Source organism: Phocaeicola fibrisolvens (assembly GCF_025567125.1).
Taxonomy (GTDB): domain Bacteria; phylum Bacteroidota; class Bacteroidia; order Bacteroidales; family Bacteroidaceae; genus Phocaeicola; species Phocaeicola fibrisolvens.
In genome coordinates, this window is the sequence record NZ_JAOQJI010000002.1 from 1 (window position 1) to 12878 (window position 12878).

Here is a 12878-nt window from a genome sequence, read left to right on the forward strand (position 1 = left end):
CGTCGGATAAGCTGATTGACGATAGGATTATATTGAACCCAATCCTAACTTCTTACTACAGAAGTATTTATCAAGCGACCAATCTGGGCGCACTCGCATAGATTTGCGTGGTCTCAATGTTCGTATGCCCCAAAATACGGCTGACGCTCTCGATTGGCATCCCTTTGCTGAGAGCCAGGGTCGCAAATCCGTGCCTTGAGCAATGAAAGCTGATTTTCTTGGTGATGCCGCATTCCTTTATCATCTTTCCCATACGCTTGCATATTGACCAATAGTTGAGATTGGGGAATACAAGATTGTTTTCCTGAAAAGCCTTGTAACGCTCGATTATCTGCAAGGGAATATCCAGCAGCTTTACCTGAAACGGTACGCCCGTCTTATGCCGTTTGGAAATAATCCATTTTTCACCGTTTACTTCCACAATCTGGTCGTTGCTTAATTCCTTTATATCCACGAATGAGAGGGCGGTAAAACTGGCGAAAATAAAAATATCACGGAGATAGAAGTTCTTGGGGGCTTTGAACTGAAATTCCATCAATGTTTTCAGCTCATTCTCCGTCAGATATTCACGCTCTTTCGTGTTCGGGCTTATATGGAACTGGGCAAACGGATTTCTCGGTATATGCCCGTTGAAATGTGCCCGCATCACCACACCTTTCAGCCACATGCAGTTTTCCCATATCGAACCGTTGTGCAGTCCGGCTTCGTTGGAAAGGAACACGGCGAACTCCTTGATGAAGTCGGGCGTAAGTTCAGGCATGGAGATGTCGTTCCGCTTGTAATGTGACCTGATGAATGCCGCCACATGGTTTCTTGCCCGTACCCTTGCCATATAGGTAGCCCTGACCCTGTCTTTTCCGACACGCTTCTTGAACACTTCATTTTCCTTGTCGAAAGCACCGAGCAATGTTTCATACTCACCGCCCAATCCCTGATAGGCATTGCGTACCATTTCTGCCGTTACATACGCTTCACGGTCGGATATACGCTGGTAATGCTTGATGATTTGAGCCTTGATGTTGTCAAGCGCAAGATTGGTTTCCCTCGCTTCCATACTCTTGCCCTTTGCCTTGTTCCCTTTGGCATCCCAAAGCTCTTTCGGGATAGTCCGTTTGCAGCTGAACTGTGCTACCGTTCCGTTGATTGTAACTCGTCCCATGATGGGGACAATTCCGTTCTTTTCCTTACTGCCGTTCACGTAGAACAGCACCTTGAATGTGCTTCTTGCCATACTCGTTTCTTTTTGGTTGCAAAACTATAAATCAACGAGTTACCTATTGATAAGCAAAGCTGCGCAGAACGCCGCAAAATGAAACAGGGACTGTTAAATCTGCACTTTCATCGGGTAATGATTAGGAAACCGTTCTTTTGCTTTAATCTGCTTTAAGACGGTTTTCAACTGTCCGCCCAACTTCTGCGTTTTTCCTATAACTCCCTAATTATCAAATCCTGTTGCGTTAATCTGCTGCAATTCGGCGGATATCCCAGAGATTTTATGTAAGTTTGTAAAAACAGTATACCTCATTTCAGACAAGAAACCGAATCTATCCCGCTTGGTATACAGGCTTCTGAAGAGCTACGGAAAGAAAACATTCCTTACAGCATATCCCTATGAAAACAAAGAAGAAAACCATTCTCCGCCTGCTCATCGCCCTGGTAGTGGTGCTGGGGGTGGTGTATGCCTCCTTGCCCTACTATGCCCGTCAGGCGCTCATTCACTGGATGCCCGTTATCGATGACTTGGAAACCTTTCACCGACACACGGTGCATCATAATCCCGATGACGTGTGGTACTGGCCCCTTTCTGCCGACTATAACCGCTACCGACTGACGGAGCAGGATGCGCACTATCTGGACAGCCTGCGCACCGTGTCGTTTCTCGTCATTCATCGTGACAGCATCCTTTTTGAGAGTTACCGTGACGGGTGGAACGACACGCTGACCTCGAATCTCTATTCTGCCACAAAGACCATCGTGGGACTGTTGGCGGGTGTGGCCCTCGATGAAGGAAAGATTCACAGTTTGGATGACCCTGTATCGCGCTATATTCCGGCCTATACGAAAGGGATGCAGGCCGATGTCACCCTGCGCGACTTGCTGACCATGAGCGGCGGCATGGCGTGGGATGAGGCATACACCTCGCTCTTCTCCGTTACCACGCACGGCTACTACGGCAATGATCTGTACGACTTGGTGATGGGCTTGGACGTGACGGAAAAGCCCGGCGTGCAGTATTCTTATCGTAGCGGTGAGACCCAACTGCTGGCTTTTGTGATTGAAGCGGCCACCGGGAAAACACTAAGCGACTATGCCGAAGAGAAACTCTGGCGTCCGATGCAGGCCGAACGTGATGCCTATTGGTTGCTCGACAAAAAAGACGGCGACGAGAAAGCCTTTTGCTGCTTCCATACCACGGCCCGCGACGTAGCCCGTTTCGGAAGTCTCTTGTTGCATCGCGGCAATTGGCACGGCCGCCAACTGGTATCCGAAGCCTATATGGACGAGCTGATGCGTCCCGCTTCGTACCTGAAAGACCAGTGGGGAAAGGATTCTCTCAGCTACTATGGTTTCCAGACGTGGGTCATGGATTATCGCGGGATGCGTTGTCCTTACATGCGCGGTATGCTGGGGCAATACATCATCGCCATCCCTGCACTGGATGCCATCGTGGTGCGCTTGGGTCGCAAGCGTAGGGATGTCTATCACCGCGAACTTACGACCGACATCACGCGGTATATGGACATCGCCCTGAAGATGCTGAAAGAAAATCAGTGAAACGGGTACACACCTCCGAGTTATTGTTACATACCTACGGCCTGTTCTCCGCTACCTTTGCATAAAGACTAAAAAACAGGAGATGATGGACCGAAGGAAATTTTTGAAACAGGCTTCCAGCTACACCTTGGCCGCAATCGGAATGATGACAGGCATAGGGCAGGCCTTTGCCGGAACGAGGCTGATGGGGGAGAGCGCAGCAGATGCGTCGTCAAACAATCGGGCACAAAGAAAAGAGATGGAACACCGCAAGCTGGGTGGAATGGAAGTTTCTGCCATCGGCTTGGGTTGCCTGCCGATGGTGGGCTACTATGGAGGTAAATACGAGAAGAAGGAGATGATAGACCTGATTCGGAGGGCATACGACCAGGGGGTTACGCTGTTCGACACGGCAGAGGTTTACGGGCCTTACACCAGTGAGGAATGGGTGGGTGAGGCCGTTGCCCCATTTCGTGACAAGGTCAAAATCGAGACGAAGTTCGGCTTCGGGGTAGAAGAGGGGCAGCCGACCGCCCTGAACAGCCGGCCGGACCATATCCGGCGGGCGGTGGAAGGTTCGTTGCGCCGTTTGCGTACAGACCACATCGACCTGCTCTATCAGCACCGTGTGGATCCGAATGTGCCGATGGAAGAGGTGGCTGAGGTGGTAAAAGACTTGATGCAGGAAGGGAAAGTCTTGCATTGGGGATTGTCGGAGGCAAGTGCCCGCTCCATACGCCGGGCACATGCGGTATGTCCGCTTTCAGCCGTGCAGAGTGAATATGCCATCTGGTGGCGTGAACCGGAGACCAAGATTTTTCCCACGCTACAAGAGCTGGGCATTGGCTTTGTGCCTTATTGTCCGCTGGGGCGGGCTTTCCTGACGGGAACAATCAACGAACACAGCCGTTTCCAAAAGGGAGACAGGCGGTATAATCTGCCGCAATTCCAGCCTGAAGCATTGAAACACAATATGCCGCTGGTTTATCTCGTGGAGGAATGGGCGAAACGTAAAGGGGTGACTCCGGCGCAGTTTGCTCTGGTTTGGATGCTCTCGCGTAAATCATGGATTGTCCCTATTCCCGGAACAACCAATCCTGACCATCTGGATGACTTCCTAGGTGCCGCTTCCGTACGGTTGACTCCTTACGAAATGGAGGAGTTCGACGCCGCCTATGCCAAGATAGACCTGATGGGGCACCGTGCCGACCCGTTCACGGAGAGTCAAATAGATAAATAAATGATTCTACCATTATACAGATAATTTGGAGGTCATCATCCAAGAAGAGAGGTGCATGAAAGTGTTTGTGGGGTTTATAAGTTCATTTTCAGTGAAATTGGTATAAACACAGAGGATATGTCTACTCTGTATCGGGTGGTATTGTCGTATCTTTATCACATAGAAAGAACTAATCAATTAAAGACAATATGGAAGATATTTTCAAGAAAGACTTGTCGGGAGAAATGGTTTCTCCTAATGAACCGGGATATGACAAATTAATCAATGTGATTTGGGACACCATGAAGCTGGCAAATGAATTGAATACCGGCTGGCACACGCCTGAAGAAGTGCGCGACTACCTGTCTCGTATCACAGGCCGTGAGATTGATTCGTCGGTCACGCTGCTACCTCCGTTTTATGTGGATTACGGGAAGAACATCCGCATAGGGAAAGGTTGCTGGATACAGCAGGGATGCACTTTCTTTGACAGGGGTGGCATCACGTTGGGCAACGGCGTGTTCATCGCCCCGAAAGTGAACCTTATCACCATCAACCATGACCCTAATCCGGACAACCGCAGTGCCACTTACGGGCGTCCCATCGTCATTGAAGACAAAGTATGGATAGGCATCAATTCCACTATCCTGCCCGGTGTGACCATTGGTTACGGTGCCATTGTAGGGGCAAACAGCGTGGTGACGCACGATGTGCCGCCGATGACGGTAGTAGGAGGCAATCCGGCGAAGGTCATCAAAGAAATTAAATGCAGAGCAACAACGACAAGTACAATAACCGGGGAATAGAAGGTAATGAATAAATTGATTCTGACAGGGGCATTGTGTGCGGCATTCGCTACTGTATCTGCACAGATGGTGGATGTACACAGCCACATCATTCTTCCTGAATACAGGGAAGTGCTGAAAGCACACGGGGCAGAATTGGAAGAAACTTTTCCGTTGCCTGAGTGGAATGTAGAGCGGCACATCGCTTTTATGGACAGTGCAGGCATCCGTACCGCTGTGCTGACCATGCCAGCTCCACAACCTTATTATGGCGATGCGGGGGAAAGCGCTGCATGTATCCGCAGAGTGAACGAGGTTTCTGCAGAAATAAAACAGCGATACCCTGAAAGATTCAAGTTCTGTGCCTCACTGCCGTTGCCGGATGTGGAGGCTGCCATACGGGAAGCGGTGTATGCACTCGATACGTTAGGGGCCGATGGTGTGAAACTAGCGACCAACAGTCGCGGGCAGTACTTGGGGGATGAGGCATTGGACCCGTTGATGGAAATCCTGAACGAGCGTCATGCGGTCGTTATCCTCCATCCGCATCGTCCCACGCCTTATCCGAAGGAAATCATAGCCACCACACCGCTGGCGATGTATGAATATCCGGCGGAGACCACTCGTGCCGTGGTGAACATGCTGGCACGAAATGTATTGGTGCGCTATCCGAACCTGAAAGTGGTTGTGCCCCATTGCGGTTCGTTCCTGCCGTTGGCTTTACCTCGCATGAAATCCATTCTCCCGGCAATGGTGAAGCAGGGCTATATGCAGCCGATAGATTGGGAAGGCAACCTTTTGCGCCTTTATTTCGATCTGGCGGGCAACCCGACCATGGAAATCTTGCGCTCGCTGCTTACCCTCACCACGCCCGACCACATTCTTTACGGCTCGGACTATCCTTACCTGCCTGATGCCGTGCTGAAAGCCAACCTGCAAAGGCTGAAGCAGACGCTTGCTTCTGATAAGGAACTTGCCGGATATGCCGACTTGTTTCTGTGGAAGAATGCGGATGGCTTGTTTGTTAAGTGTGCAGCTGCTGGCAGTATTCGGAAGGAGTGATGCCTTCTTGCTTCTTGAACATGCGACTGAAATGCTGGGGATATTCAAAGCCGAGTCTGTCGGATACCTGCGATACGGTTTCGCCCGCTGCCAGTCCGTTCTTGGCCAGCCGGATGATGAATCGACGGATGTGATTGCTTGCCGTATCGCCAGTGGTTTTCTTGATGACGTCGCCGAAATAATTGGGTGACAGGCACAGCTTGTCGGCACAATACTGCACGCTAGGCAGGCCGAGGGTCAGCTGTAGTTTGTCTTCAAAATAATCGCGAAGCAGATGGTCGAAACGGACGAGAATGTCGGAGTTCTCTACCTTACGAGTCAAGAACTGGCGGTTGTAGAACCGTTGGCAGAAGTTGAGCATCAGTTCGATGTAGCCTACAAGGATGGTGTTCTGTAGCTCGTCTGGCTTTTTGAACAACTCGTCTTGTATCTGGCGCATGAGAGAGATAAGGATGTCATGCTCCTCATCTGTCATGTGCAGGGCTTCATTGACACGGTAGTCGAAGAAAGAATATTCCTTGATGTGCTTTTCGAGTGGAAAGCCGTGCAGCAGGTCGGGATGGAACAGGAGTGCCCAACCCGTAATAGATACCTGTTCGCCGTTGTCTTCCTTGCCTCCCACTTGTCCGGGTGCCACGCACAGCAGCGTACCTTTGTGGTAGTCATACTTGCCACGGCCATAATCCAAGGCTACATCGGCATCGTCCCGCAGGAACAGTCCGTACACACTGTAATTGTTCAGGCTGTGACGTATGGGGGACACCTCGGCATAGTCTACCACGCAAACAAATGGATGTTTCGTGACGCAGCCGAGGTAATTCCCGTAATCATTGACATTTCTTACTTTCAATATAGTGCTCATACTCTTTCTTGTTATGTCTATACAAAAATAAAGTATTTAACTGACAATGTTTTATGCAGGTTGTAAATTCTGTAAAAATGGTATATTCTGCCAACTTATGGTTACGGGATTTTCGTTCATCACGATGTATTTTTGCATTTAGATAAATAACAGGAAATTATGAGAAAAGTAATCAGTATCATAGCCTTCGTGCTGGCAAGTAGCTTGTCCATGATGGCACAAACAATAAACCATAGTATGAATAGAATAGAAGTATGCAAACAGAATTACCATACGCTGTTCGGCGGGGAAGTTTTGACCGGACAGGGTACAGACCCGGAAATGATAGATATTTTGCAGAAGTTTATCTTCGGCGAGGTATTTCAAACGGGCAACCTTACCTTGAAACAGCGTGAAATGATTACCTGCATCACCCTTGCTACCATGCAGACACTTCCGCAATTGAAAGCCCATGCAGGGGCGGCACTTAATGTCGGAGTTACTCCTGAAGAGCTGCGAGAGGTGATGTACCTCACTGCACCGTTTATTGGTTTTCCAAAAATGTTGAATGCCATGTCTACGGTGAATGAAGTGTTTCAGGAGCGGGGCATCTCTTTGCCGTTGGAAAAGCAAGGCACGGTGACGGAGGAAACCCGCCATGCGACGGGCAAGGCCATTCAGGACCGACTCTATCCCGGCGGTATCGCTTCGGTGATGGAAGGATTGCCCGGTGACATGGGCAAGCAGGTGGAACAATTCCTCACGGATTATTTCTTTGGCGAAATATACAGCAGGGGCGCCATCGATTTGCCGACACGCGAATTGTTAGGCTATTGTGTGCTGACAACCTTGGAAGCCGAAAGCCAGCTTCGTTCGCACTATCATGGCAATCTCAACGTGGGAAACACACCCGAAACATTGACTGCTGCCGTCATCCAGTGTCTGCCGTATATCGGTTTCCCGGCGGCCATCAAGGCGTTGCGCATCATCAAGGAAGAATATTCCCGGCCGGTTCCTGCTGAAAACAACCTGGTGCGCCTGTCAAAGATTACGGTCGATTCGACCCAGTTGGAGGCCTACAATGCTTTCTTGAAAGAGGAAATCGAAGCTTCCATGCGGTTGGAACCGGGTGTATTGGCACTCTATGCCACTGCCGAGAAGGAGGCGCCGTATAATGTGACCATCCTCGAAATCTATGCCGACCGTGCGGCCTACGACAACCATTTGAAAACATCCCATTTTCAGAAATACAAGCAAGGGACACTTTCAATGGTGAAAGAATTGGAACTGGTGGATGTGAAACCCCTGATGCCGGGATTGAAAATCAAATGACGTGATTGGAATAATGGATTTTGCTTCGTATAGTATAAGAGAAAACCGGACTTTATCAGTCCAGTTCTCTCTGACGGCAGAAGCAGCCGCCGAATTTCTCGTCCACGTTTTCTACCGGCTGGCGGAAGATGCCGTACACCGAGGAGCCGGAACCGCTCATGCTGGCATAAACCGCGCCCAGGTCGTAAAGTTCGTCCTTGATGGCGGCAATTTCCGGGTATTGCAGGAAAACGCTGTCTTCAAAATCATTCTTCATGCTGTCTTTCCATGTTTCCACGGGCTGGCGGGCGATGTCCTTTAAAGAAACCTCCGGCTTGTGGGGAGTGATGTGGGCAAAGGCCTCGCGGGTGGATACGAAAATGTCCGGTTTCACCAGCACGAGGTAGCAGCCGGAAAGTGACAGACGGATGGGCTCAAAAATGTTGCCGATGCCGGTGGCAAAGACCGGCTGGTTGCGGATGAAGAAGGCACAGTCGGCACCCAGACGGGCGGCGTAAGCTTCCATTTCTTCCAGACTCAGGTTCAGGCGGAATTTCTCGTTCAGCAGCTTGATCATGAAAGCGCAGTCGGATGAACCGCCTCCCAGTCCCGCACCCGTAGGGATGTGCTTGAACAGGTGGATGTCGATGGGCGGCATCTCGTGGTCTTTTTTCAACAGTTCGTAGGCTTTCACCACCAGGTTGTCTTCCGGAGCGCCTTCAAGGGCGGTTCCTTTTACGTGGAGGGTATAAGGAGTATCATCTTTTTCTCTTCGCGTCACCTCCAGTGCGTCTTGCAAGTGGATGGGATAGAAAATGGTTTCCAGGTTGTGGTAACCATCGGCGCGTTTTTCAGTAATATTCAAGCCAAGGTTTATTTTGGCATTTGGAAAGGTAATCATAGTGTCGTTTGTTTTGTTTGTTTTTTGTTGCTCAAATATACACGAAAGTTTTTAGAAAAATGGGATTCACGGAAAAAATCGTATCTTTGCCCCACTTAAAAAAACAAACTAATGGCAGAACCGAGAAGAAATACACGTGTGGCAAAAACGGCCAAGACCAAGCCGATGGATGAGTACGGGCATCTGCAACCGCAGGCTCCTGAACTGGAGGAGGCGGTGCTGGGTGCGCTGATGATTGAAAAGGATGCATATTCGCTGGTGAGCGAGATTCTTCGCCCGGAATCGTTCTACGAGCACCGGCACCAGCTGATTTATGCGGCCATCACCGACCTGGCCATCCAGCAGAAACCGATTGATATCCTGACCGTGACGGAACAGTTGCGGTCACGCGGCGACCTGGAAGAGGTGGGTGGACCGTTTTATATCACGCAGCTGAGTGGTAAGGTGGCGTCGTCGGCCCACATTGAATACCATGCCCGTATCATTGCCCAGAAGTTTCTGGCGCGTGAACTGATTTCTTTCACGAGCAGCATACAGACCAAGGCGTTCGACGAGACGCAGGATGTGGACGACCTGATGCAGGAGGCCGAAGGAAAGCTTTTCGAGATTTCTCAGCAGAATATGAAAAAGGATTACACGCAGATTAATCCGGTCATTCAGGAGGCCTACGAGATGTTGCAGAAGGCAGCGGCCCGTACCGACGGTCTGAGCGGACTTTCAAGCGGTTTCCATCAGTTGGACAAGATGACTTCGGGTTGGCAGAATTCCGACCTGATTATCATTGCGGCCCGTCCGGCCATGGGTAAGACGGCGTTCGTGCTTTCCATGGCGAAGAACATGGCGGTGAACAACAAGGTGCCGGTGGCGTTGTTCTCGCTTGAAATGAGCAATGTGCAGCTGGTGAACCGTCTGATTGTGAACGTCTGCGAGATTCCGGGTGAGAAAATCAAGAGCGGTCAGCTGGCGCCTTACGAGTGGGGACAGCTTGACTACAAAATTAAAGAATTGTATGACGCCCCGTTGTATGTGGACGATACGCCGTCATTGTCCGTATTCGAATTGCGAACCAAGGCGCGTCGTCTGGTGCGTGAGCACGGGGTGAAGATTATCATCATCGACTACCTTCAGCTGATGAATGCCAGCGGTATGTCGTTCGGCAGCCGTCAGGAAGAGGTCAGCACCATCTCGCGTTCGTTGAAGGGACTGGCCAAGGAATTGAACATTCCGATTGTGGCCCTGAGTCAGTTGAACCGTGGCGTGGAGAATCGTGAAGGTATCGACGGAAAGCGTCCGCAGTTGAGCGACCTGCGTGAATCAGGAGCCATCGAGCAGGATGCCGATATGGTATGTTTCATCCACCGTCCGGAATATTATAAGATTTATACCGACGAGAAAGGAAACGACTTGCACGGTATGGCCGAAATCATCATTGCCAAGCATCGTAACGGTGCGGTGGGCGATGTGTTGCTGCGCTTCCGTGGCGAGTATGCCCGCTTCCAGAACCCGGATGACGAAATGATTGTGCCGATGCCAGGTGAAGAGAAGCCTGCGCCGGTGCTCCGTTCGAAGATGAACAGCGGCGGGGGACAGGATTTCGTACCGCCTCTACCTTCTGACATTCCTCCGATGCCCGATAATCCGTTTGGGGCTCCGGTGCCGGATGTACCATTCTAAGAGGCAAGACTAAAATAACACAGGCGGCTCGTTTGGATGCGGGCCGCCTGTGGCGTATCTATACGGGTCGTTTCTGAATTACTGTGCAACGGTCACCCCGAATTCCTCCAGTTCCACCGTAGCGGTAGTGGCATCGGGAGTTGTAGCTTCCAGTTTGATGAACCGGACAGATTCTGCCTGCGGAAGGGTCACGGTCTGCGGCAGTGGGTTGTGCATGATGTTACTGAACTCTCCGCGGCTGATCAGTTCCTTCCATTTCTTTCCATCCTTGCTGACAGAGAACTTATAGCGGAAAGCCATGGTCGGTTTGGCTTCTGCGTTCAGGGGGGCATAGGTAAAGGCCTTGAGGGTAACGGTCTTTCCCAAATCGAGGGTCAGCGGGGAAGCCGACAGCTTTTTCCAGGAGTCTCTGGACAGGTTGTTCCAGTTGGCTGCGCTTCCTTGTTCAGCCAGCGGCTGGGCGTAGTAAGCCGCCACTTGCTGGATGTGCGCGTTCAGTCGGCTCTGGTGAATGGTGACTTTCAAGGAGTCGGTCACGGTATCAGGAAAACGTACCATGCGTTTGTAGCCCACGGTGGTTCCTTTTCCCAAAAGCTTCCAGCTGCCGTTGTCCCAGGCTTCGAGGGTGAAGTCTTCCACTCGCTGCCCTTTGGCGATGTCTTCTTGCAGCATCACTACGTTGATGGGGCTTTGGCTTTTCACGGCATAGGTGCGTGCAGCTCCCTGCGGGGCTTCCCACGGCTGGTCTCCACGGAGCACTTTGTTGTCTTTGAACGTTTCTTGGCGATAAGCGGCAAATTCTTTCAGGCGGGCCACATCGGCTTCATGAATCCGTCCCCGGCGGTCGGGAGGAATGTTCAACAGGAGGACAGAGTTGTAACCTACCGACTGGAAATAGATGTCCGACAGTTGCTTCAGACTTTTTACCTTGTCATTTTCTGTTTCATGCCAGAACCATCCCGGACGGATGGATACGTCGACTTCCGACGGATACCAGAAAAGTTCCGTGGCATCTTTCAGCATTTCGCGGCTGCCCAGGTCCTTGGCCTGGCTGTACACTTTCAGGCGGGCATTGTTCGCTTCCGAGCGGGCGTAAATTCCCGGGGTCAGTACCGTGGCGCTCCATTCGGTTTCGCGTCCGAGGCCTTTTTCGTTGCCTACCCAGCGTACGTCGTCGCCCATGATGGCCATGACGGCTTTGGGTTGCAAGCGCTGGATGGTCTTGTAGAAGGCATCCCAGTCGTAGGTTTGTTTTTTTCCGTTGGGACCTTCTCCGTTCGCGCCGTCAAACCAAACTTCGTGTACTTCTCCGTAGTTAGTCAGCAGTTCGGTCAGCTGTTCGATGAAGAATTTGTTGTAGGCAGGCGAATCGCCATAGCAGCTGGCGTTCCGGTCCCATGGTGACAGATACACACCAAATTTCATGTCGTATTTGGTACAGGCATCACGAAGTTCCTTGACCACATCGCCTTTCCCATTTTTCCAGGGAGAAGACGCGACGGAGTGAGTGGTGGTTTGGGTAGGCCACAGACAGAACCCGTCGTGATGCTTGGCGGTGAGCAGTACCATCTTGAAGCCGGCTTCTTTCAGGGTCTTTACCCATTGTTCGGCATCCAGGTCGGTGGGGTTGAACAATGCCGGATCTTCCGAACCGTCGCCCCATTCTCGGTCTGTAAACGTGTTGATACCGAAGTGCAGGAAGGCCGTCAGTTCCATTTGTTGCCAGGCCAGCTGTTGAGGTGTGGGAACCAGGCGGGCGGCCATGGATACTTTTTGCTCCAGGGTTTCATTGCCGGAAAAAGGCAGGTGCTTCACGAAATAGGCAGTGTCTTGCTGTGCGTGCATTCCTACAGGAAGCGAAAGCATGGCACATGCCGCGAGAAATTGAGGTAGTTTTTTCATAATGTGATGATTGTCGGATTGTGATTTCATTTCATAATAGGGAAACTGTCGCTGAATTTGATTCAATGGAACGCTCCCCGAATATTTATTGAGTAAAAGTAATATAACTTGTTCAATTTTCTGCCATTTCAGCGAATAAAAGCGGTTTGTATAAGAATTTTTATGTTTGAAGAATAAGATTTTCGTTTGGGAAAAATACCTGTCGTTTGCAAAATGAGGATATAAATATTGGATAAGAGGAGGTTCCCGATATTGGAAATGAACGAGTAAGGGTGGGGCATACGGGTCATGCATTCTGCTTTTTGACTTAGGAGTGTTGAATATTTGTTAGGCTAATTCTTTAGTATTCAGTTGAAATTAAAGCAATCTGTGGATTTTATTAGAATATTCCATCTAATTTTTATAACTTTGCGCATCATTCTTAGGAAA

At 50.5% G+C, this 12878-nt stretch carries 10 protein-coding genes; 6 read left to right on the forward strand and 4 right to left on the reverse strand.

Annotated features, from left to right (window positions below):
- Positions 1-70 precede the first annotated feature (70 nt).
- Positions 71-1231, reverse strand: coding sequence for a site-specific integrase (locus OCV81_RS00705; protein WP_148327750.1), 1161 nt, complete (start codon positions 1229-1231; stop codon positions 71-73).
- A gap of 380 nt (positions 1232-1611) precedes the next feature.
- On the opposite strand from OCV81_RS00705, the gene OCV81_RS00710 reads away from it, so the two are divergent.
- From OCV81_RS00710 to OCV81_RS00725, 4 genes are all read left to right on the forward strand, one after another.
- Positions 1612-2775, forward strand: a complete 1164-nt coding sequence (locus OCV81_RS00710) for a serine hydrolase domain-containing protein (RefSeq protein ID WP_148327751.1) — start codon at positions 1612-1614, stop codon at positions 2773-2775.
- A 238-nt stretch (positions 2776-3013) separates the two neighbouring features.
- Entirely contained in the window at positions 3014-3994 is a 981-nt protein-coding gene (locus OCV81_RS00715; protein ID WP_394802507.1) for an aldo/keto reductase, read from the forward strand.
- A gap of 188 nt (positions 3995-4182) precedes the next feature.
- Complete coding sequence (locus OCV81_RS00720; protein ID WP_148327753.1) at positions 4183-4779, forward strand: DapH/DapD/GlmU-related protein; 597 nt, start codon at positions 4183-4185, stop codon at positions 4777-4779.
- Between the two features lie 6 nt (positions 4780-4785).
- A complete protein-coding gene (locus OCV81_RS00725) occupies positions 4786-5820 on the forward strand; it encodes an amidohydrolase family protein (protein WP_148327754.1) in 1035 nt (344 codons plus the stop codon).
- Here the strand turns inward: OCV81_RS00725 and OCV81_RS00730 are convergent.
- Complete coding sequence (locus OCV81_RS00730) at positions 5783-6682, reverse strand: helix-turn-helix domain-containing protein (protein ID WP_072542140.1); 900 nt, start codon at positions 6680-6682, stop codon at positions 5783-5785. The two genes, OCV81_RS00725 and OCV81_RS00730, sit on opposite strands and share 38 nt — an antisense overlap.
- Before the next feature lie 210 nt (positions 6683-6892).
- On the opposite strand from OCV81_RS00730, the gene OCV81_RS00735 reads away from it, so the two are divergent.
- Positions 6893-7993, forward strand: coding sequence for a carboxymuconolactone decarboxylase family protein (locus tag OCV81_RS00735; protein WP_394802508.1), 1101 nt, complete (start codon positions 6893-6895; stop codon positions 7991-7993).
- Between the two features lie 55 nt (positions 7994-8048).
- Here OCV81_RS00735 and ispE read toward each other — a convergent pair whose 3' ends face one another.
- Entirely contained in the window at positions 8049-8873 is an 825-nt protein-coding gene (gene ispE / locus OCV81_RS00740) for a 4-(cytidine 5'-diphospho)-2-C-methyl-D-erythritol kinase (RefSeq protein ID WP_148327756.1), read from the reverse strand.
- 111 nt (positions 8874-8984) lie between these two features.
- Here ispE and dnaB point away from each other — a divergent pair, with 111 nt between their 5' ends.
- The gene (gene dnaB / locus OCV81_RS00745) at positions 8985-10547 is read left to right on the forward strand and encodes a replicative DNA helicase (protein WP_022353813.1); all 1563 of its coding nucleotides are present in this window, start codon (positions 8985-8987) and stop codon (positions 10545-10547) included.
- A gap of 78 nt (positions 10548-10625) precedes the next feature.
- Here the strand turns inward: dnaB and OCV81_RS00750 are convergent, their stop codons facing one another.
- Positions 10626-12449, reverse strand: coding sequence for an alpha-L-fucosidase (locus tag OCV81_RS00750; protein ID WP_148327757.1), 1824 nt, complete (start codon positions 12447-12449; stop codon positions 10626-10628).
- Positions 12450-12878 lie beyond the last annotated feature (429 nt).

Coding starts and splice junctions, on each gene's coding strand:
- OCV81_RS00705 (WP_148327750.1), bottom strand. CDS start 1,231: ATGGCAAGAAGCACATTCAAGGTGCTGTTCTACGTGAACGGCAGTAAG.
- OCV81_RS00710 (WP_148327751.1), top strand. CDS start 1,612: ATGAAAACAAAGAAGAAAACCATTCTCCGCCTGCTCATCGCCCTGGTA.
- OCV81_RS00715 (WP_394802507.1), top strand. CDS start 3,014: ATGGAACACCGCAAGCTGGGTGGAATGGAAGTTTCTGCCATCGGCTTG.
- OCV81_RS00720 (WP_148327753.1), top strand. CDS start 4,183: ATGGAAGATATTTTCAAGAAAGACTTGTCGGGAGAAATGGTTTCTCCT.
- OCV81_RS00725 (WP_148327754.1), top strand. CDS start 4,786: ATGAATAAATTGATTCTGACAGGGGCATTGTGTGCGGCATTCGCTACT.
- OCV81_RS00730 (WP_072542140.1), bottom strand. CDS start 6,682: ATGAGCACTATATTGAAAGTAAGAAATGTCAATGATTACGGGAATTAC.
- OCV81_RS00735 (WP_394802508.1), top strand. CDS start 6,893: ATGATGGCACAAACAATAAACCATAGTATGAATAGAATAGAAGTATGC.
- ispE (WP_148327756.1), bottom strand. CDS start 8,873: ATGATTACCTTTCCAAATGCCAAAATAAACCTTGGCTTGAATATTACT.
- dnaB (WP_022353813.1), top strand. CDS start 8,985: ATGGCAGAACCGAGAAGAAATACACGTGTGGCAAAAACGGCCAAGACC.
- OCV81_RS00750 (WP_148327757.1), bottom strand. CDS start 12,449: ATGAAAAAACTACCTCAATTTCTCGCGGCATGTGCCATGCTTTCGCTT.